Source organism: Sulfurimonas sp. HSL1-2 (assembly GCF_039645565.1).
Lineage (GTDB): Bacteria > Campylobacterota > Campylobacteria > Campylobacterales > Sulfurimonadaceae > Thiomicrolovo > Thiomicrolovo zhangzhouensis.
The window spans coordinates 1,884,265-1,905,236 of record NZ_CP147914.1; the positions used below are offsets into that span (position 1 = coordinate 1,884,265).

The window sequence follows — 20,972 nt, forward strand, 5'->3', positions numbered from 1 at the left end:
CGCTTACGTATAATACTTGTCTCCGCCGTACTTGTAACCATAGCCGTAGCCGTAGCCGTAATTCTTCTGCAGATCCACACCGTTAAAGACGAGACCGACATGCTCGATCTTATGGTCCTGGATCAGCGTATCAAGCCCGCGGATAAACTCTTTTTTCGAATAGCCGCAGCGTGCCACGAGCAGGGATGCATCCGCACGGTGCATCAGAATCGCCGCATCGGTCACCAGACCGACCGGCGGGGTATCGAGGATGACGTAGTCATAGCGCTCGCGCAGCTCCGCAATGATCTCCTTGGCATAATCGGACATAATCAGTTCTGATGGGTTAGGCGGGACCGGTCCGGCAGCGATAATATCAACCCCATCCTCTTCGGAGTGTTGTACGACCTCTTCCAGCATATGGCGGTGGCTCAGCAGTGTACTGACACCCTTGTCGTTCTGGAGCCCGAAATGGTCGCTCAGCTTTGCCCGCCGCATATCAAGGTCAAGCGTAATGACGCGTTTGCCACTCTTGGCCATGATTGCCGCCAGGTTGGCTGCAATCGTCGTCTTCCCTTCTCCCGAAACGGTCGAGGTGACGACGATCGTTTTATACGCCGTATCGCTTCGCATGAATTCCAGGTTCGTACGCAGCGCCCGGAGCGCTTCGAAGAAGATCGAGTCAGACTTCTTGCCTTTGGCCATAGGAATGACACCGTATACCGGGATATGTGTCAATTGTTCGACATCTTCCTTGCTTCTGACCGTATCGTTAAAGAATTCCCGCAAAAGCACCAGTCCAAGTCCTAGCACCAATCCAAGTAATATTCCCACAGCCACAATCATTTTGCGTTTAGGTTTCACTGCTCCCGTTGGTAACAGCGCGGTGTCTACAACTGTGACGCTGGAAACCGTAGAGGCCTTCAGGACAGCGGTTTCCGCACGGCGCTCGAGCAGAAATGAATACACTTTTTCATTGACCATAAAACTGCGCTGTAAATTAGCAAGCTCTAACTCTTTTTGCGGAAGGGCCTTCATCGATTTAGTGTATTTTTGGATAACTTTCTCAATGCGTTTCTTTTGTGCCAGAAGGTTTTGCTGAATGGCATCTATCGAACTGTCAATACGGTTTTTCAAAATATTGATCTGTTCCGTTATTTTGACGACTTCCGGGTGGAACTCCGTATATTCGACCAGCAGTGCCGACTCCTGTGCCTGTTTTTCCTGCAGTTGTGCAACCATTTCTCCCAAAGCGGGTGTATCAAGTTGCAGACTGTCAAAAGAGATATTTGTCACATCCTGCCCTGAAACGATATATTGTTCCAGACTGGAAACAATATTCAATTGAAAATCCAGTTGTGTCAATTTTGTTTCATAATCTGCCAACGTCGTCATCGTCGCTTGAGCCTGCGAACTGACATCGATCAGTACATTCTTCTTTTTGAATTTTTCCAGACTGCTCTCGGAACGCTTTAGTTTCTCGCTGATGACCTCGAGCTGCTCATCCAAAAACTGTAAAGACTTTTCTGCCTCGGATGTTTGCCGTTCCAGACCTTCATCAATATAGGCATCGCATAAAGCGTTGACAACCTCTTGTGCCCGTAAAGGAACCGTGTCTGAATAGGAAATCCGCAATACAGAAGAGTATCGTCCGACGATATCCACTTTAACCCTGCTTTGAATCGACAATGCTTGGGCGATCTTGTCGTCGTATATTCTAAAAGAGTAGGTTTGATTTTTTGCAGGTTCGTACACCTTGTCAATGACGAAAGTGAACCATTTGGTGCTGATTCTCTCGCCATAGGCGTGAATCGAGGAATCAATGGGTTCCATTTTTGGTTCTTCGATCCCCAGTAACAGCCTTCGAATCGACTCAACCAGGTTAAAGGACTCTTCATCCTTGAGCAGGCCCAAACGGAACTGCTGATCGTTGAGAGGGGTTAGCACGAATGTGCGCCCTTTGACCCTGGGATTAAGATAGGAGTGTGTCACAATAAATGGAACGTTCTTATAAAGTTCCCGCTGCTTCCATCCGCTCTTTACAAAGTAGCGTGTCGTGAAATCGACGGATTCGAGTACGCGCGACGCCATATAGCGGGATTGCAGAATCTGCATTTCACTCATGAGGTCATCCTGACTCCCGCTGATGGCCTGCATCAGCGGACTGCCACTGTCGCGGTTTTTGACCCCACCAAGCCTGATCGTTCCGTTTGCGCTGTAGACAGATGGCTGTAAATAAGCATAAACAGCCGCCCCCGCTCCAAACAGGATTGCAAGTAAAACGATGAACCACCAGGCACTTTTGAGCGCCTTTAGCATTGCCTGAATATTAATCTGTGCATTCGAATCGTTCAATGTCGACAAAGTATCCCTTTTATCCCTATTTTGTAAAGTAGTCAAGTGCTACCCAGGTCGTCAATGTTTGTGAGATCAAACTGAGAATAGGCGTGATCTCGCGGATCGCAATGTTGGTTGCTTTCATATCTCTCGGCTGGACATAAACGATGTCGTTCGGCCGCAACACAAGATCTGATACATGCAACGACGCCATATGCGACATATCGATCAGACGGATTTCCGGATTGTTATTAAGATTCCCGCGAATGATCATGACATCGTTGCGTTTTCCGTAATCACCAAAATCTCCGCATCGCGCAATGGCTTCAAAAATCGTCATTGTTTCATTCAGAACCGGGATCATCCCCGGTGATTTCACTTCCCCAAGCACGTATACTCTCTGGTTTAAAATCTTGACGGTAACAAAAGGGTGACGAAGATATTTGGCATACTTCTCAGTGAGGCTCTTGCTCGCTTCAGCTGTTGTCATCCCTTGAAGAGAAACCTCTCCGATCAATGGAACATATACATTCCCATCCTGTGAAACAAGGTAGCCGTCTTGATTGTTCAAGAGTGTCCCGGCACTTGATGACGTGGACGTCGCCGACGTGGCCTGCAGCTGCTCTGTTCCTGCAGCCGATTGCCGGTAAACGTTAAAAACATTGATGGAGACACGGTCACCCGGTGAAATCTTATTTTCATACCGGACACTCTCTTCAAGCTTTTCCGGCGTGGCACGGTATTCGATCGTTTGGTTCTCTTCTGCCTGAAACAGTTTGTACTGTTTGATACTGCATCCGCTGAATAGAATAAGCGAAAAGGTCATGACAGTCGTCAGCAATCGCACGGGCATAGGTACTCCAATGTCAGTCTGATATTGTGTTGGATTATAGACTATGGCGTGTAAAAAGAAGCTAAGCCGGGGAAAAACGTTATGAAGCGTGAAGGAGACTGGTGCCGCGAGGGCACCGTTTTAGTGGCAGCCGCAGCCTGTGCCGCAGCTTTCGCCGCTGCTCTGTGTGCTCTGCTGCGGGGCCGCTGCCGTGGAGCAGGCGGAAACGCCCGGAGGGGTGTTTGGCTGGATCGCCATGTTGTCGACGCCGCCCTCTTCGTTGATCTTTTCGATCTGCGCCCAGATGTCCTCGGCCGCTTTCATATAGCGCTTGGCCGTTTCGGATTCCGGCTTGGCGTAGGTGACAGGTTTGCCTTCGTCACCGCCGATGCGGACCGCCGGCTCGATCGGGATCTCGGCGAGGATATGTGTTCCGAACTCCTTCGCGAGAGGTGCTGTCGTACCTTTGCCGAAGATGTCGTATTCGACACCCGTATCCGGCGCGATGAAGCCGCTCATGTTCTCGACGATACCGCCGATCGGGATGTGCAGTTTCTTGAACATGTCGAGTGAACGGCGGGAGTCGTCCAGGGAGACCGTCTGCGGTGTCGTGACCGTGACGCCGAGGGTGACGGGGACACTCTGTGCCAGGGTCAGCTGCGCGTCACCCGTGCCCGGAGGCATGTCGATGACGAGACAGTCCAGCTCGGACCAGAGGATGTCGCGCAGGAACTGCTCAATCGCCTTCATGATCATCGCGCCGCGCCAGATGAGCGACTGCCCCTCTTCCATCAGGGAGCCCATGGACATCATTTCGATCCCATACGCTTTGAGCGGCAGGACCTTGTTGCCCTGGATCTCCGGCTTGACCTCTTCGACACCGAGCATCCGCGGGATGTTCGGACCGTAGATGTCCGCATCGAGCAGACCGACTTTCTTGCCCTGCATCGCCAGCGCGATCGCCAGGTTGACGGAGCTGGTCGATTTGCCGACACCGCCCTTACCGGAGCTGACCATGATGAAGTTCTTCACCTGCGGCGCGATATTCTTGCCCTTGGAGGAGCTTTCGCGCGGCATTTTCGGTGCCGTGATGTTGATGCTGACGTTGGCCGCGCCGGCACGCTTGAGCTCCGCGGTCGCCTCGTCCGTGATCTGCTGCGCCACTTCCGGTGCGCTGGAAGTGATATCGACCGTAACGCTGACGTCGCTGCCGTTGACACTGATCTCTTTGACGAATCCGAAGGTTACGATATCTTTCGTAAAGCCCGGGTACGTCACGTTAGACAATGCCGATTTAACAATTTCTTCTGTCATAACTGTTTCCTTTTAAAATTTAGTGCTGTGCCGCCGCCGCTTCTCTGGCGATGGCTTCGATAGCTTCTGGGTTTTCCATAATGTTCTGCGTGATCTTGTACGAGCAGAACTTCGGTCCGCACATGGAGCAGAACTCCGCCTCTTTGAAGACGTCCTGCGGCAGGGTCTCATCGTGGTACTCACGTGCCCGTTCGGAGTCGAGGGCAAGTTCGAACTGCTTCTCCCAGTCGAAAGTGTAGCGCGCGTCGCTCATCTCATCATCGATATCGCGCGCCCCTTTACGGCCGCGGGCGATGTCCGCCGCATGCGCCGCGATCTTGTAGGCAATGATCCCTTCGCGGACATCTTCCGCGTTCGGCAGTCCCAGGTGCTCTTTGGGTGTGACATAGCAGAGCATGGACGCCCCGTGCCAGCCGCCGACCGCCGCGCCGATCGCAGAGGAGATATGGTCATATCCCGCCGCGATATCGGTAACAAGCGGCCCGAGAATATAGAAAGGTGCCTCGTGGCAGAGCTCACGCTGCAGCTTCATGTTGCGCTCGATCTGGTTGAGCGGCACGTGCCCCGGTCCCTCGATCATCACCTGGACATTCTTTTCCCAGGCGCGCAGGGTCAGCTCGCCCAGGACTTTCAGTTCGCCCAGCTGGGCGTCGTCGCTGGCGTCCGCCAGACAGCCCGGGCGCAGCGAGTCGCCCAGGGAGAGGGAGACGTCGTGGCGCGCACAGATATCCAGGATCTCGTCGAACGCCGTGTAAAACGGGTTCTCGCGGTGGTAGTGCATCATCCATGCCGCCATCAGCGAACCGCCGCGGCTGACGATCCCCATCTTGCGTTTGGCGACCTTCGGCATCGTCTCGAGCAGGAAGCCCGCGTGGATGGTGAAATAGCTCACCCCCTGCTGGGCCTGGCGCTCGAGGACCTCGAGCATCTTCTCGATGGTAAGGTCCTCGATCTTGTTGTTGACGTCGTGCAGGATCTGGTAGATCGGCACTGTCCCGATGGGGATCTTGGAGTTGGCGATGACCGCTTTGCGGATCTCGTCGAGGTCGCCGCCGGTGGAGAGGTCCATCGCCGTATCCGCTTTATAATGTTGGGAAACCTGAACCTTCTCGATCTCGCCCTGGACATCCGAGGCGATCGCCGAAGAGCCGATGTTCGCGTTGATCTTGCAGGTCGCAGCGATCCCGATGGCCATCGGCTCAAGGTTGGTGTGGTTCACATTGGCCGGAATGATCATACGGCCGCGGGCGACCTCGGAGCGTACCAGCTCCGGCGACAGATCTTCGACTTTGGCGACGTACTCCATCTCTTCGGTAATGATGCCCTGCTTGGCATAATACATCTGCGTGCGGACTTTATCGTTCTTACGTTTCTCTACCCATGAGGTTCTCATAGCGAACTCCTGTAGCAATTCTTTGGCGTAATATAGTCACCGCCGATAAAAAGGCCTACGGCATATCGAACGAGCGACAATCTTTCAAAATAAATTAAGAGAAATTTACTCCGAATTGCAGCAATCTTATTTGTGGAATCATACATTATCCGCCGCAATTTTCCGCTGGCATCCCAGCCTGAAAAGAAAAAGTATTACGATTCTACACAAGCATCACAAAAGCTTTGCATCTGTATAATTTCGTAACATTTTTCCGTAAAGAGGATAGTTTTTGTCTGATTTAACGCTTATCCTGCTAGCTGCCGGAGATTCAAGCCGGTTTCAATGCGGAGTGAAAAAACAGTGGCTTCGCATCGGCGACGCACCGCTGTGGCAATTTGTTACCGATCGTTTCATCCGAAGCGAACAATTTGCAGAAGTGATCATCACCGCCCACCCCGAGGAAACCGCATACATGCAACTTCACGGCGCGTACCGTGTCGTCAACGGCGGCAGCGACCGCCAGGCCTCCCTGCGCAATGCACTGGCCGAGGTCAAGACCCCCTACGTCATGGTCACCGACGTCGCCCGCGGCTGCATCGACAAGGCACTCATCTCACGCCTCATCGCGGCACGGGATAAAGCGGACTGCATCGTGCCGGCCCTCGGCGTGCATGATACCGTCGCCTTCCACGGCGAGACGATCGACCGCGGCGCGCTGCTGCGCATCCAGACCCCGCAGCTCTCCAAGACGGACGTGCTCAAAGCGGCCCTGGCCACCGATGAAACCTATACGGACGAAAGCAGCGCCATCGTCGCCGCCGGCGGCAGCCGCCACTTCGTCGAGGGGGATGAAGCGGCCCGGAAACTGACGACGCTGGCCGATCTGAAGGCAATGGCATGCTTCGAGGGACCGGCGGCAACAGTGCTTAGTGGCAACGGGTTCGATGTACACGCCTTCGATACCGAAGGGAGCATGGTTCTCGGCGGCGTCGCCATCGACCACCCCGTCGGCTTCAAAGCCCACAGCGACGGCGACGTCGCCATCCACGCCCTGATCGACGCCCTGCTCGGCGCCGCGGGCCTTGGGGACATCGGGATGCTTTTTCCCGATACGGACGACACCTACAAGGGGATCGACTCGGCCGAGCTGCTGGACACAGTCGTCACGCGCCTAAAACGCTACGGATTCGGCATCGTCAACGCCGACATCACGATCGCGGCGCAGGCCCCGCGCCTCTCGCCTTATAAAGAAGCGATGCGGCAGCGGCTCGGGACCATTCTCGGGCTCCCGCCCGTACGCGTCGGCGTCAAAGCGACAACGACGGAAAAACTCGGCTTCGTCGGCCGCAAAGAGGGGGTCGCCGTGATGGCCTCCGCAACCTTAAATTATATAAATTGGACACAGTTATGAGAGTATTGATTATTGAGAACGAGATCTATTTGGCACAGAGCATCGCCAGCAAACTGGGTGAACTGGGCTACCAGTGCGACATCAGCAGTTCCATCCAGGACGCTTTCAAAGGGGTCGCCTACGATGTCGTGCTGCTCTCGACCAACATCAGCGGCCAGGACATCTACCCCGTCATCGAAGCGTTCCGGGACGCCGTCGTCATCCTGATGGTCTCCTATATCAGCAACGATACCGTGACCAAGCCGCTGGCCGCCGGGGCGAAAGACTACATTCTCAAGCCATTTATGATCGAGGAGCTCATTAGAAAGATCGAACATTTCCAGGAGTTCAACCGCCTCAAACTGGCCAACGAAACCTACAAGCGCTACCTCGACCAGCACTTCAAGGGGGTCAAGATCACGCAGGACCTCGACAATGTCACACCGCCGGTCTTCATCGCCTCGAACTTTCAGAAATACGCCGACCGTTTCGCCTTCGATTATGCGAAATCCAACGGCCGGGAGCTCGTCTACATCAGCCTCGACAACTCCAACGCCTTCAACGAAATCTCCAAAGCGCCGGCTTCCGCCCTGCTCTACATCACCGATTTCCAATCGTTGAAGAAGGCCGACCGCAAACCCTTCCTGGAGCTGATCAACGCGCGCAACGTCATCGTCTCCAGCACCGACTCCGTCGATGTCGAAGGCGTCCAGATAATTGAGATAAAAAGTGACAGCACGGTCTTCGAACAGGGTGATATCCTCCCGATCGAGGACTATGTTAAATATATCGTGTTAAATTATCAGCATAAATTCCCCGATACGGAACTCTCCAAAAAACTGGGAATCTCGCGTAAAAGCCTCTGGGAGAAGCGTAAAAAGTATGGCATCATCAAGAAAAAATAGCGCCCTCTTCCTCGACCAGGAAGCGCTCTCGGCCCTCAGCATCCTCAAAGCCGGCATGCTCTCGCCGGTCACGGAGCTGATGAACGAAGCGCAGATGAAACAGGTCCTCTCGACAGGCCGCTTCAACGACACCACCTTCCCCTTTCCCTTCATTCTCGCCCCTGCGGGTAGCACTAACGAGAAGATCCTCGCCGCCGCCAAGCCGGGAGAAACCCTCGATCTGATCGTCGACGGCGAACGCTCCGGGACCCTCGTTATCGGCGAAGTGTTTGAGATCGATCCCAACGAGCGCGTCCGACATATCTACGGCACAGACAACCCCTCGCATCCCGGGGTCAGTTCCACCCTGAAACGCCTCGGCAGATTCGCCGTCAGCGGTACGCTGTCGCTGCTGAACGATCCCGTCGCGCCGATCCTGCAGAACATCGAAGAGGCCAAGCAGCGCATCAATGCCAAACATACGACGGCGATCATGATGGCAGCCAACCCGCTGCACCGTGCCCATGAACGTCTCATCCGCCAGACCCTGGACAGCACCGACCTCGTCGTTATCTTCCTGCTCAAACCCTACAACCAGGCCGATCTCAGTTACGAGATCCGGGAACAGACGCTCACCTACTTCGTCGAGCACTACCTTCCCCGCAACCGGGTCGTCATCATCCCACTGGAGTACAGCTACATCTTCGCCGGCTACAACGAAGTGATCATCGACGCCATCGTCGCGAAGAACTTCGGCTGCGACCGGCTGATGATCGGGCAGAACCACGCCGGCGTCGGCATGTACTACGACCACAACAGCAACCAGTCCGTCAAGGACCGCATGCACGGCATCGATATCGAGGTCGCCATCGCCCGCGAGTACGTCTACTGCAACGAGTGCAAGACACTGGTGAGCACCCAGACCTGCCCGCACGGCAACCACCACCACATCTCCTACCACGCCGACTCCATTTTGGAGCTTGTCAAGACCGGTCTCATGCCGCCGGCGGTGCTGATGCGCAAGGAGATCTCCGCCATCCTGCTCTGCCGCCTCTTCCCGGGCCGCATCAAGAACATCGAGAAGCTCTACTACGACATCATGCCGGTCAACGGTCTGCTCGAGGAGCATACCGACCGCGACTTCTACATCAAACTGATGGAACTCTACCAGACGACATCGCTGACCTGAGACGGTATTGAAAGGACACTCTTTGAAACTCAACTGGATGTTTCTGACCGTAGGCTACAGCGGTCTCTCCCCCAAAGCCCCCGGCACAGTAGGTACCCTGGTCTCTTTGCCTGCAGGGATGGCCATTCTGCTCTTCCTCGGTCCGCAGACCCTCTTCCTGGCCACGATCCTCATTACGCTGATCGCCGTCAAAACGATTGACGCCCACGAACAGGCCGGCAACCCCCATGACGACCAGCGCATCGTTATCGACGAACTGGCCGGAATGTGGCTGGCACTCGCCATTGCACCGGGGATGATGATCGCGCCGGAAGCCTTGACGCAGTGGGAAAACGGTTTTGCCATCCAGAGCCTGCTCGGCTTTGCCTTTTTCCGTCTCTATGACATTAAAAAACCGTCGATGATCGGCCGGATTGACCGTGAAGCAAAAGGGGGAATAGGGGTGATGGGCGACGACCTGCTCGCCGGCGTGCTCGCGGGGATCTCCGCGGCGATCGCCTGGCAGGTCATCCTCAAAGCCATGGCGGCTTTTTCCGCTTAGAAGAACTCCATCAGCAGGTGGGGTGACCACTCCGGGATATAGATCCCCGCATCTTCATAATAGGCCATGTGGTGCGCAAAGGCGCTTGAGGCCAGCGCACCGGCGATACCGAATGCAATAATCAACTTTTTCATGCTGTTTCCTTTGAATGAAATCAGCGAAATGATACGGGAAGTGTGTGAGCAGAGTGCGAGCGGCCGGAGGCCGTTCAGGAAGGATTCGGCGCCAGGGCTTCGGCAATAAGTTCGATGGGGTTTTTAAAGATCGTGTCGACGTCGGCCTGGTGCATGGAATTGTTGATCTGCATCCGGCAGGCCGAACACTCCGCGGAGACGACCTGCGCCCCGCTCGCCTTGATCATCGCGGCTTTGGGCTTGCCCGCCGCTTCGGCGAAGTGGTACTTCTCCGTCTGCATGGTCACCCCGCCGAAGCCGCAACAGGCATTGGGGTCGCTCATCTCTTTGATGGCGTAGCTCTGGCCGATCAGTTTGCGCGGCTCCTGGTAGACCCCCTGCATTTTGCGGGCATGGCAGGGGTCGTGGTAGGTGACGGTGAGGTCGCGGCGCCCCCTGGAAGCAAGCAGTTCCGAGAGGTGCGTCTTCTGCTCCAGCCACTCCGTCGCCATGTAGACCTTGTTTTTCAGCTTCTGCGCCCGCGCTTTCCACTCCGGCTGGTCGTGGAAAAAGTGCTCGTAGTCGATCTTGATCATCGCCGAACAGGTCGCTTCGGGGATGATGATCGCCTCGACCTCGTCGATGAAGCTCTCGAAGTACTCGATGTTCTTCTTCGCGTTGTGGTCTACCGTCGCGAAATCCCCCGTGAAATAGGCCGGGGCCCCGCAGCAGAGCTGCTTTTTGGGGATGAAGGCGTCGATCTCCAGCACTTCCAGGATCTCCATCAGCGATTTGCCGATGCCGGTGTAGTTGTAGTTGGCCAGACAGCCGATAAAGATGGCGACTTTGCGCTTACCGCCGTTGTTTGTCATCTCCGGATAGCTGTTGAGGAAGGACTTTTTGCCCATGGAGGGCAGCAGGCGCTCTTTCTTGATCAGCGGCAGGGAGAAGCGCGGCTGCATGGAGGAGGTCTGCTCCTTGATCTTGAAGCCGCAGGTCTGGAAGGCGTACCCGGACTTCATGAAAAAGTCCATCAGGCGGCGGTGGCGCAGCAGGAAGAAGAAGGCCTTCTTGAACCAGGCGATGCCGAACTTGTCGGCGATATCGGCGCGCACCTGCTCGATGACCATGTCGGTGGGCAGGGATTTGGGGCAGACGTCGGTACAGTTCGTACAGAGGAAGCAGCTCTCGAAGATATCCTTGGCCGTCTTGTCCAGCTCCAGCTGGCCGCGCTCGTAGGCGCCGAGCAGGTCGATGAAACCGCGGGGGCTCGTGACCTCGTCCGCATTGACGTTGTGGATCGTACAGACGGGGATACACTTCCCGCACTTGATGCACGCATCCGACGTGGCCGTAAAATTGAAAATCTCTTCCGAATACCGTTTAGTCATGGCGCAATTTTAGCGAATGTTTTTCAATTCGTTTATATTTTTGATCATTAATACAAATCAGACAGTTTTCGAAAATGTCTTCTTGCTGCCGGCGTGTTTTTTCATATAGGCATCGAAAGCCATCGCGATATTGCGGATGAGCAGCGTGCCCGTCGGGGAGCACTCGATCTTCTCCGGCGCGATCTCGAGCAGCTCCTCGTGGACCATCGGCTGCAACTCTTCGAGCGCATCGGCGAAATACTCGTCGAACTTCACGCCGAACTTCGCTTCAAAACGGGTGATGTCGAGTTTGAAGTTGCTCATCAGCTCCATGATGACGTGCTGGCGGATCAGGTCGTCAGCGCTGTGCGTAACCCCGCGCTCGAACGGCAGACGCCCCGCGTCGATGGCCGCTTCGTATGCCGCCATCTCCTTGAAATTCTGCGCGTAGTAGTCGACGCCCTCGCCGATGGAGGTGAGCCCGACACCGACGAGGTCCGCACCGCCCTTGGTCGTATACCCCTGGAAGTTGCGGTGCAGCTCCCCCTTCTCTATCGCCTTGAAGAGCTCGTCCTCGGGCTTGGCGAAGTGGTCCATCCCGATCATCCGGTAGCCGTTGCTTTCCATAAAATCGATCGTCTGCTGCATGATGGAGAGCTTTTCCTCCGGTTTGGGCAGGGTCGTCTCGTCGATCTTGCGCATCGTCTTCTTGAGCCACGGTACATGGGCGTAGTTGAAGACCGCAAAGCGGTCCGGGTTCAGCGTCACGGCGAGTTTCAGCGTTTCCATGAAGGTCGCCAGCGTCTGGTGCGGCAGGCCGTAAATGAGGTCGACGTTGACGCTGACCATGTTGTATTTGCGCGCCAGGTCCATCGCCTTCTTTGTGATGTCGTAGGGCTGGACCCGGTGCACCGCTTCCTGGACCTTCTCGTTGAAGTCCTGGATGCCGAAACTCACCCGGTTGAACCCGGCATCGCTCATCACCTTCATCTGCGCCTCGTCGATGTGGCGCGGGTCGATCTCGCAGCTCACCTCCGCGTCCGCGGCGAAGTTCGGGAAGTGGGCCTTGATGGCCGTAATGATCTCGTCGAGCTGTGCGGCGCTGAAGAAGGTCGGCGTCCCGCCCCCGAAGTGCAGCTGGATCACCTCCCGCGACGTATCGAGGTGCTGTGCGAGGATATCCATCTCCCGCTTCAGGTAGTCGATATAGCGGATCTTTTTATCCTCCTTCGAGGTAAAGACGACGTTACAGCCGCAGAAGTAGCATGCGTTGCGGCAGAAAGGGAGATGGAAATAGAGCGAAAGGGGACGCTTCTTGTCCTGCCCTTTCAGCTTTTCGAGGTAGGTGTCGTAAGCAAAGTCGGTGCTGAATTCCAGTGCCGTCGGGTAGCTCGTATAGCGCGGCCCCGGTCTGGAATATTTGGTGAATTTTGCGAAATCAAGCATGCTCTGTCCCATCAAGGAAAATTAAGATGCTATTATGCCCGCAAGGGGCTTGCGGGGGGATAAAGCAGCGGCTTTTGCCGCCGCCATCAGAAGGTTGCGCGTACCGAGAGGGAGTAGGAGCGGCCTGTTTTATACTTGAAGGTCGTCTGGCTTCCCTGCTCCCAGACCGTTTCGTCGTCGAGGAGGTTCTTGACCTTGAAGGTCAGGTCCAGCGTCGTATTGAGCGCATCGACCTCGAACTTCTCGATCCAGGTGAAATCGAGCAGGTGCGGCGGGATCTCGTAATCGTCCAGCCCGAGGATAACGTCGCCGTTTTTCAGCGCGACGCGCATCAGACGGCGGGCCATCTTGTTGTACGAGAGGTTGACCGAACGCGTGTTCGGGTCGTCGTAGGTCAGCGAGAGGTTGAGCACCTGCGGTGAAAGCCCCTGCAGACCGCGGTCCTGGGTCACGAATTTCGCTTGCTGCTCCGGCGTCAGCTCCACCTTGGAGTAGATATAGGTGTAGTTCCCGCCGAAACTGACGTTCTCCAGCGACGAATCGATAAAATCGAGGTGCTTGTTCCAGCTCAGCTCGATCCCCGCCAGCTCCGCCGCCTTGGAGTTGTCGAAGGAGAAGCGCGGCAGGGTACCCGTCGTGAAGGCGCGGGTATCCTCGATCGGGTTGTCCATGTGCTTGTAGAACAGCGCCGCCGTCAGGGCGTCCGTCTCGTTCATATAGTATTCGTAGCGCGCATCGATGCTCTGGATATCCGTCTCGATCAGGTCCGGGTTCCCCGCGACTTTCGCCAGGTAGAGCGGGTGCATGAACTCGGCATTGACGAACTCACGGAAGTCCGGGTAGATGAAGGTCTCCGAATAGGCCAGACGGAACTGGTTGCTGTCGTCGAGGCGGTAGGTCATCCCGAGGCTCGGGAGGACTTTGTTGAACTTCAGCGTATTCGGCGTCAGTACGATGATGTTGTTATCGACCTGATACTGCTCCACCGTCTGGCGCAGATCCACGTAGCGTCCGCCGAAGGTGATATCCATCGCCTCCGTCGGTTTGATCATCCCTTTGACATAGTAGGCGTTGCGGTCGAGCTCCGCATTGTACTGGTCTCTGGGCAGTGAGGTCAGCGAGAAGTCCAGGTCCGAACCGTCGCCGTAGTTGATAATGCCGTTGATCGGACCGGAGCTGACACCGAGGTCTTTGATGTTACTCTGCATCTGCAGGTCGACCCGGCGCCCTTCACGCTCTTTATGCTCGGTGACGATCCCGGCTTCGAGGTAGTCCTCGTCGCTGAGCATCGGCACCTGGGTGCGGTTCTTCGCATAGACGTTGTAAAGCTTATCGTCCGTCGTACGGTGGCTGTAGCTCAGCATGCTGTCCGGACGCGCAAAGACGTACGGCTGCGTCGAGAAGTACTGCTTGTAGTTGTAATAGACATCGTTGGGAACGTATTCGCTCGCCTGGGCAAGCTCCGCACCGAAATCGAAGCGGTTGTCGACCCACAGCTTGTAGTCAAGGCCGCCGCTGAGCTGATCGATGTTGAGCTCGCGCTCCTGCCATTCGAAATAGTACTGGTGCTCTTTGGAGTTGTTCTCGCCGAACGTCCCGTTGACGTCACGGGTCTGGTCGAGCGTATTGAGCACGAAGAGTTTCGTATACTGCAGGTCCAGGTTGCGGAACTGGTACCCCAGGCTGATAATCCCGCCGTGCTGGATCGTCGTCTGCAGCATGTCGTTCGTCGCGGTGTTGTCCGGCGTCGGCGTCTGTACCCCGTCACGGGAGACGAGGTAGTCGTAGGACGTGTAGGTACGCAGGCTGGATTCGCCTTTGTAGCCGTAGGAGGCCAGCAGGCTCAGCTCGTGCTCATCGGCGATCGTATACTGTTTGCCGAACTCGACCTGCACTTCGCCGCCGTAAGGCACGGTCGTCGACTGTGCATTGACGTCACGGCGCTGCAGCATGGAGCGCAACTCCGCGTCCGTATAGTTGAGTGTCGGCGGTGTCGATCCTACCGTCGGCAGGGATGCACTGTTAAAGGAGCCAGGGAAGGGGCGGAAACTGTGGTCATAGCCCGTCCAGTCCGAGGAAGCACCCTCATACGTGGTCGCATCCTTCCCGGCGCTGTCATGGGCATTGATCCCCAGCTTGATGCTGGCATGGTCCTCATCGACGTTCGACTTGGTCCGCACGTTGACGTAGCCGCCGCCGAACGCACCGGTGATGTCCGGGGTGAAGGTCTTCTGTACCTGCAGGCTCCCGATAACCATGCTGGGGAACATGTCCAGCGGGACCGTCCGTTTGATCGGGTTCGGTGAGGGCAGCGACATCCCGTTGAGCTCGGTGTTCGAGTAACGGTCACCCAGACCGCGGACATAGATGTACTTGCCGCCGATGATCGTAATCCCCGGGACACGTTTCAGGGCGCTCGCCGCGTTGGAGTCCCCCTGCTTCGACATCTGCGCCGAACCGATCACGTTCGCGATCGTTTCGCTGTTGCGGACCTCCGCCATGACGGCCGCGATACTCCCCTCGACCTGCGGCGCCAGGACGACGAACTCTTCGAGTTCCATCGCCGCCGGGCTCAGCTCGACCGTGCGGCTGACCATCTCTTTGGGCAGGACCGTCACTTTGATGTTCTGCGAAGAGTAGCTGGTGTGGATGATCGAGAGCGTCTGGTTCCCCTCCGGCAGGTCGATCACGATATGACCGGCCGCATCCGAAACGGCGTTGACCTTCACGCCCGGCACGAAGACACGGGCACCCGCAACCGGTTTCTCATCCTCGCCGGAGAGCAGTGTCAGCGCCACCGTACCGTTGACGCGCGCGACACTCTTCTTGGTGTCCGCTTCCGTGGCCAGGTCGGCCGGGGCTTCGACGTCCGCGAAGGAGAGCGTATTGTCCGTCTTGAGCGACAGGATGATCTGGGTCTGTTTGCCCGGCGCGATCACGAAGTTCTTTTTGACGAAGGCCTGGGGCGTCCCGTTGTCCGTCGCCAGCAGCTGGAGCTGGTAGCGCCCTTCGGGCATTGCCGTGGTCAGGTAACCCTGCGCATCCGTCATCCATTCGGCGCCGAACATCTCCGACGCCGCAGCCTCGTTCTCCGTGTCGGAGAGCAGTTTGACGATGACGACCTGCTGCTCCGGAAGCGGTTTGCCGTCTTTGAGCACGTAGAGTGAAAGTTCCCCGCCCGCGGCGAAGAGGCTCATGGTCAGCCAGGTTACCAAAAAAAGTATACGCATCATTGCTGGCACTCCCAAATATTATTTTTGCATTTTTCCATTTTCTTACGCAGTTCGACCGCCTTGGAAAAGAGGTCCGGCTGCGTCAGGGTCTCGAGCAGCGCTTCGGTCTGTTCGAACTCGCCTTCCATATAGTAGGCGTAGGCGAGGGCGTAACGCATGCTCTCCTCGTCCATCAGGCCGCTGCGCGCCATGGCCTGGCGGGTCGCGATGATACGCTCGAAATCCCCGTACTCCAGGAAGATCGCGATACGCTGCTTGTACTTCTCTTTCGTATCGAGCATCTGCGTGTTCTTGAGCAGCGCCATGACGTAATCACGGGCGCGGCGGTACATCTCCGCCGATTCGTTGGTGTACTTCCCGTCCTCGATGGAGGCTTCGTTGAAGAGCTCCGCCGCGGCACCGATCATCTCTTTGTCAAGGTAGAGGTGCGCGAGCATCACCGTCACCTTGGCGCTGCTCGGGTAGCGGAGGTTCGCCGTTTCACCCAGTTCGATCGCCTTGTCCGTCTGGCCGCTCTGGCGCAGGGCGTTGATGAAGTTGATCAGGATCGTCTCGTTCGCCTGCGCGTTTTTCAGATAAACCTGCGCATCTTCAAGCGCCGCCTGGTAAAGCCCCAGGGAGACAAGGTAGTAGAAGCGCTGTTTGTAGGCGTCCCAGTACTCAGGGAAACGGTTGTTCACATCGCGAAGCACGGCCATTGCCGCGTCCTGATCGCCTTCACGCCAGTAACACTCCGCCTTGAGACCGAAGAGTTTCGGGTTCTGGGCCATGAGGTCGGGTACCTTATCCAGCGCCGCGATACACCCTTTGTACTCTTTGAGCTTGAAGCTGTTCTGGGCGATATAGAGGTAGAGCGGTTTGGAAGCGTTCGTATCCTCATTCAGCTCGATGGACTTGTAGAAATCCGCATTGGCCTCTTTATAGAGGCTCTGCTTCGTTTCCACCAGACCCTTGAGCATGTAGTAGCGCGGCAGGTCGGTCTCGGTATCGTTGAGATCGACCATGTTGAGGGCATCGCTGGCGCGTTCGACGTGACCGTCGCGCAGCATCATCGCCCCCAGTTCGACATAATCGACATCATCGGTTTTGGCAGCCAGTGAGACGGAGAGAGCCCCGACCAATGCCATAACAATCAGTATCTGTTTCATCGGTTCTCCTCCTTAATTGAGGTCGAAGCGGATCTTCTGCTTCGCCCATACTTTGACCGGTTCGCCCTGGTACTGCGCCGGCTTGAACTCCCACGTTTTGACGGCCGCCACGGCGACATCCTCGAAGGTGCCTTCCGGGGTACTCTCAAGCACCTTGACCTTTTCGACATGCCCCTGCTTGTTGATCAGCAGGTTCATCAGTACATAACCCGTAACACCCATCTTGCGGGCCTTTTTCGGATACTCGATCGGCGTGCGGCGTGAAGGCTGCGGCGCCTGGTCGACCGTATCGTCGGTCATGACCATATCCTTACCGACATCACCGAGCAGCGCATCGTCGCTGAGCAGATCGTCGGACTGGAAGGCTTCAAGACCCGTATCGATCCCCGAGAGCTGCGAACTGAGGTTCGGCGTCGGTGCCGCACGCTTGGGCTTCACCTTTTTCGGCTTCGGTTTCGGTTTGGGCTTCGGTTTCGGTTTGGGCTGGGCAACCTGCTGGATATCAAACTGTGCCGTCGCCTCTTTCTTCTTGGTAGGTTCATCCCACCCTTCCTTGTTCATCTCGATGACGACGATGAACACGAAAAAGAGACCGAAAACGCTCCACAGGAGTGCCAGCGCGTGTTTTTTCAGCGGGGAAGCGGTGCGCACCTTACCCGACCTCTTTCTTCGTGGCGACGGCGACATCCTTGGCACCCGACATGCGGCACTGGTCGACGACTTCGATCAGTTTCTCCACCGGGATGGTATCGTCCGTCACGACCAGAACCGACTTCTCCGTCGAGGTGCGCAGCAGATCGCGCAGTTTGCTCTGGAGCGCCCAGACCTTGATGGGCTGGTTGTCGACGTAGGCCTGTGCCTGGTTGTCGAGGTAGACCTTGATCACCTTGCTCGATGCCCGTGACGCCGAAGAGGCCCCCGGACGTTCCAGGTCGAGCTTCATGTCCTTGACAAAGGTCGTACTGACCATGAAAAAGATCAGCAGAATAAATACCATATCGATCAGCGGCGAAATATCGACGGCCTGATCCAGCTCTTTTTTCTGTCTAAAACGCATTTACTTTCCTTCTTCTTCCGAACAGACGATATCCTTGATCTGTTCCAGTTCGAGTTCCATGATCTTCGAATGGCGGTCGATCAGACGACCGACGACCAGGCCCGGTACGGCAACAACGAGCCCGAGCTGCGTCGTAAAGAGCGCCTGCGAGATCCCCGCAGCGATCCCCCCGCCCTGGCTGTAGAGCGTCATGCTCCCGAGCGAATCGAAGGTTTCGATCATCCCGGCAACCGTTCCCAGCAGACCGATCAACGGTGAAACCATGACGATGGTGTTGACGGTTTTACGGTACTTTTTGAGTTCCTGACGGTATTCATAGAACGCATCCTCGATCAGTTCGCGCCCGACCGTGCCGCGGTAGCCCGCGTTGACGATTTTCAGGGCATCGACGACCGCGCCGTCAATGAGTCCCCGGGGCACTTCACGCTTCCCGGAGTCAAACTTGCGGATCAGTACCCGCACGCTCTTTTGCGACCCGCGCTTGATGGCGTGGAAGCGGTAACCCAGTGCGTACCACAAAACAATGACCAGAACGAACAGCGGCCACATGACAAAGCCGCCGCTCTGCATGTAGATCAGAAACTGATCGAAAAGGTTTTGGAGTCCCGGTTGCATTATTTCAGCTTGTTATACTCGTTGATCAGGTGCAGCGCGGACTGCTCCATACCGTCTTTGATACGTTCCGCCCAGCCGTTGAGCATGTTGCCCAGCAGCAGCAGCGGGATCGCAACGATCAGACCCAGTTCCGTCGTAACAAGCGCAATCGAGATACCGCCGGAGAGCAGCTTCGGATCACCCGTACCGAACTCGGTGATGATGTCGAAGGTCGCGATCATACCGGTGACGGTACCCAGAAGCCCCAGCAGCGGTGCGACGGCAGCGACGACCATGATGGCAGAACCGTAACGGTCGAGGCGCTCGCTCTCGTGCATGATCGCTTCGGCAACGATATCTTCAACGTGTTCACGGTCGCGGTCAAGGTTACGGACCGTCGCCTTCATAACACGGGCTGCAGCCCCTTTTTTCATTTTGAGGAATTCCAGCGTCGCTTCAACCCCTTTGGATTTGAGTTCGTTCAGGGTCTCTTTCGCCACCGGCAATGTTCTGGAGCCGGCTCCGCTGAGGAAGAAGGCGCGCAGTACGACGAGCAGCAGTGCGAAGAGGCCGAGGACGATGATGACCCAGCCGATCATACCGCCGGATTCGATGACGTCCATTACGCTCTTTTCCGTTTTGTCCTCGATCTCTTTGGAGACATTCTCATACACGAAAATCTCGAGCGAAGCAGGTGTCTGCCCCTGTGCCAGTGCCGCCGCCGTCGCTGCGGATTCCGGAGCATCCCACAGTTTCAGCTTGTCGCCGCCCGCCGGGACCAGGACGCCGGATGCGCCTTCGGCAACGCCGTAGGTCGCGATGTTTCCGACCTTGACGAGTTTGCCTTTCTGCTCGCTGCCGTCTTTGAGGTAGAAACTCCCCTCGGTGACGCGGACAGATGAGAGTTCACGGCCGAGTGTCAGCGTCGACGCAAACAGCTGCTGCAGTGTCGCCGGGTAGTCCTCTTTGTTGATGGCCAGCTTGATGCCGTACGGTGCGAGGGAGGATTGTCCCTGCAGGGCGACGGATTCAAGCAGCGCCGTGTCATCATTGATATTTTCCGCGTTCTGCTGGGAGCGGAAAAGCTGCTCGCCGAGGCGGTCGGATGTCTGCGTCTTTACCAGAACATCATTCTGCAGAGACGCGATCTCTTTTTTCGCGGTTGCGATGCGGGCCGCATCCTCTTTTTTTACCTGTGAGAGACGTTTTTCGAGCATCTCTTTCTGGGCTTTGAGGAACGCGAACTCTTTGGCATAGGCGCGCTGCAGTTCTGTTTCCGTTGCAGCGGAGAGGGAGAGTACCGCCATCATCAGGATAAGGACAATACGTTTCATTATTTCACCTCCGTCGTCGCAATGGCATTCGGCAGGGTAAAGTAGCCGGTGCGGATCTGTTTCTGCATCGCATCAAAAAGTGCGAGGATCTGTTCTTGTTCCGTCTTGTTCACGGACTCTTTGTAGTACCAGCCGTTGGCGTCTTTGGCCGCATAGCCGACACGGTCATCCGGGGTTTTGAAGAACATCATCACGGAACCGAGACGGGCGATCTCAGCCAGGCGGTCTTCACCGTCAAGCTTGATCGTCTGTTTGAACAGGCCGTTCTCCTTCGTCATGCGCACTTCGTCGGCATAACTGTTCCAGACCTGGGCCAGCGCTTTCTGCGGTGTGATAAGCCCTTCGTTCATCTGGCTCTCGATACGTTCGACATCTTCCAGGCGTTCTGCCGTTTTAAAAGGAAGTTCGGAAGCGATCTGTGCTTTGAGATCGGCGATGGCGGCAACGACAACGGGCTTGATGCCTTCGCTGTTCTTGCTCGCCGCTGCGATCTGCTGACGGACTTTGGCGATCTCCTGCTCGATCTGCTTGATCTTCAGGTTTTCACGTCCGATCGTCGCATCGAGCTCGTTCTTTTCCAGAACAAGCGAGCGCATTGCCGCTTTCGTGTCGTCTTTCTCTTCCTGAATCTGCGTATTCAGTTTTTCGACTTCGGCACGCAGCTTCATCAGTGATGCCGCCATATTTTCTTCGGTACTTGCTGTCAGTGTCGATGCTGCGATCAACGAACCGGCCAGCCAGAGTTTTATCGTATTCGGTACCATACATACCCCACATAAAAAAGATAGGCGAAGGGTACAGAGTTTGCGTTACGTCATCGTCACCGTTAGGTAACA

Annotated in this window: 18 protein-coding genes; 4 read left to right on the top strand and 14 right to left on the bottom strand. The window is 56.2% G+C overall.

What is annotated here, in order from left to right:
• Positions 1-3 precede the first annotated feature (3 nt).
• The 4 genes from WCX18_RS09730 to thiC all read right to left on the bottom strand — a co-directional run bounded on the left by WCX18_RS09730 (position 4) and on the right by thiC (position 5,855).
• Complete coding sequence (locus tag WCX18_RS09730; RefSeq protein WP_345987393.1) at positions 4-2,343, bottom strand: polysaccharide biosynthesis tyrosine autokinase; 2,340 nt, start codon at positions 2,341-2,343, stop codon at positions 4-6.
• A gap of 16 nt (positions 2,344-2,359) precedes the next feature.
• Positions 2,360-3,157, bottom strand: a complete 798-nt coding sequence (locus WCX18_RS09735) for a polysaccharide biosynthesis/export family protein (protein ID WP_345987394.1) — start codon at positions 3,155-3,157, stop codon at positions 2,360-2,362.
• A gap of 132 nt (positions 3,158-3,289) precedes the next feature.
• Complete coding sequence (locus WCX18_RS09740) at positions 3,290-4,462, bottom strand: Mrp/NBP35 family ATP-binding protein (protein ID WP_345987395.1); 1,173 nt, start codon at positions 4,460-4,462, stop codon at positions 3,290-3,292.
• Between the two features lie 19 nt (positions 4,463-4,481).
• Positions 4,482-5,855, bottom strand: a complete 1,374-nt coding sequence (gene thiC, locus WCX18_RS09745) for a phosphomethylpyrimidine synthase ThiC (RefSeq protein ID WP_345987396.1) — start codon at positions 5,853-5,855, stop codon at positions 4,482-4,484.
• Between the two features lie 331 nt (positions 5,856-6,186).
• On the opposite strand from thiC, the gene WCX18_RS09750 reads away from it, so the two are divergent.
• Genes WCX18_RS09750 through WCX18_RS09765 form a run of 4 tightly spaced genes read left to right on the top strand, consistent with a single transcriptional unit; the run spans position 6,187 to position 9,841 of the window.
• Positions 6,187-7,248 (top strand): bifunctional 2-C-methyl-D-erythritol 4-phosphate cytidylyltransferase/2-C-methyl-D-erythritol 2,4-cyclodiphosphate synthase, encoded by a 1,062-nt coding sequence (locus WCX18_RS09750; protein WP_345987397.1) that lies wholly within the window; start codon positions 6,187-6,189, stop codon positions 7,246-7,248.
• Complete coding sequence (locus WCX18_RS09755) at positions 7,245-8,132, top strand: response regulator (protein ID WP_345987398.1); 888 nt, start codon at positions 7,245-7,247, stop codon at positions 8,130-8,132. Before WCX18_RS09750 ends, WCX18_RS09755 begins: the two co-directional genes overlap by 4 nt.
• Positions 8,110-9,300 carry a sulfate adenylyltransferase gene (locus WCX18_RS09760; RefSeq protein WP_345987399.1) on the top strand — a complete coding sequence of 397 codons (1,191 nt, stop codon included), beginning with the start codon at positions 8,110-8,112 and terminating at the stop codon, positions 9,298-9,300. Before WCX18_RS09755 ends, WCX18_RS09760 begins: the two co-directional genes overlap by 23 nt.
• Positions 9,301-9,337: 37 nt before the next feature.
• Entirely contained in the window at positions 9,338-9,841 is a 504-nt protein-coding gene (locus WCX18_RS09765) for a phosphatidylglycerophosphatase A (RefSeq protein WP_345990797.1), read from the top strand.
• Here the strand turns inward: WCX18_RS09765 and WCX18_RS09770 are convergent.
• The 10 genes from WCX18_RS09770 to WCX18_RS09815 form a co-directional block, all read right to left on the bottom strand.
• Entirely contained in the window at positions 9,838-9,975 is a 138-nt protein-coding gene (locus WCX18_RS09770; RefSeq protein ID WP_345987400.1) for a hypothetical protein, read from the bottom strand. The two genes, WCX18_RS09765 and WCX18_RS09770, sit on opposite strands and share 4 nt — an antisense overlap.
• A 74-nt stretch (positions 9,976-10,049) precedes the next feature.
• The gene (locus WCX18_RS09775) at positions 10,050-11,345 is read right to left on the bottom strand and encodes a (Fe-S)-binding protein (protein ID WP_345987401.1); all 1,296 of its coding nucleotides are present in this window, start codon (positions 11,343-11,345) and stop codon (positions 10,050-10,052) included.
• 57 nt (positions 11,346-11,402) lie between these two features.
• Positions 11,403-12,770 (bottom strand): oxygen-independent coproporphyrinogen III oxidase, encoded by a 1,368-nt coding sequence (gene hemN / locus WCX18_RS09780; protein ID WP_345987402.1) that lies wholly within the window; start codon positions 12,768-12,770, stop codon positions 11,403-11,405.
• 86 nt (positions 12,771-12,856) lie between these two features.
• On the bottom strand, positions 12,857-16,003 hold the full coding sequence (locus WCX18_RS09785) for a TonB-dependent receptor (protein ID WP_345987403.1): 3,147 nt from the start codon (positions 16,001-16,003) through the stop codon (positions 12,857-12,859).
• Positions 16,000-17,151, bottom strand: a complete 1,152-nt coding sequence (locus WCX18_RS09790) for a hypothetical protein (protein WP_345987404.1) — start codon at positions 17,149-17,151, stop codon at positions 16,000-16,002. Before WCX18_RS09790 ends, WCX18_RS09785 begins: the two co-directional genes overlap by 4 nt.
• 12 nt (positions 17,152-17,163) lie before the next feature.
• Positions 17,164-17,802 carry an energy transducer TonB gene (locus WCX18_RS09795; RefSeq protein ID WP_345987405.1) on the bottom strand — a complete coding sequence of 213 codons (639 nt, stop codon included), beginning with the start codon at positions 17,800-17,802 and terminating at the stop codon, positions 17,164-17,166.
• 1 nt (position 17,803) lies between these two features.
• On the bottom strand, positions 17,804-18,208 hold the full coding sequence (locus WCX18_RS09800) for a biopolymer transporter ExbD (protein WP_345987406.1): 405 nt from the start codon (positions 18,206-18,208) through the stop codon (positions 17,804-17,806).
• Complete coding sequence (locus WCX18_RS09805) at positions 18,209-18,823, bottom strand: MotA/TolQ/ExbB proton channel family protein (protein ID WP_345987407.1); 615 nt, start codon at positions 18,821-18,823, stop codon at positions 18,209-18,211. It lies immediately after the preceding gene.
• Positions 18,823-20,136 (bottom strand): MotA/TolQ/ExbB proton channel family protein, encoded by a 1,314-nt coding sequence (locus WCX18_RS09810; protein ID WP_345987408.1) that lies wholly within the window; start codon positions 20,134-20,136, stop codon positions 18,823-18,825. The genes WCX18_RS09805 and WCX18_RS09810 overlap by 1 nt, the downstream gene beginning before the upstream one ends.
• On the bottom strand, positions 20,136-20,900 hold the full coding sequence (locus WCX18_RS09815) for a DUF3450 family protein (protein ID WP_345987409.1): 765 nt from the start codon (positions 20,898-20,900) through the stop codon (positions 20,136-20,138). The genes WCX18_RS09810 and WCX18_RS09815 overlap by 1 nt, the downstream gene beginning before the upstream one ends.
• Between the last annotated feature and the right edge of the window lie 72 nt (positions 20,901-20,972).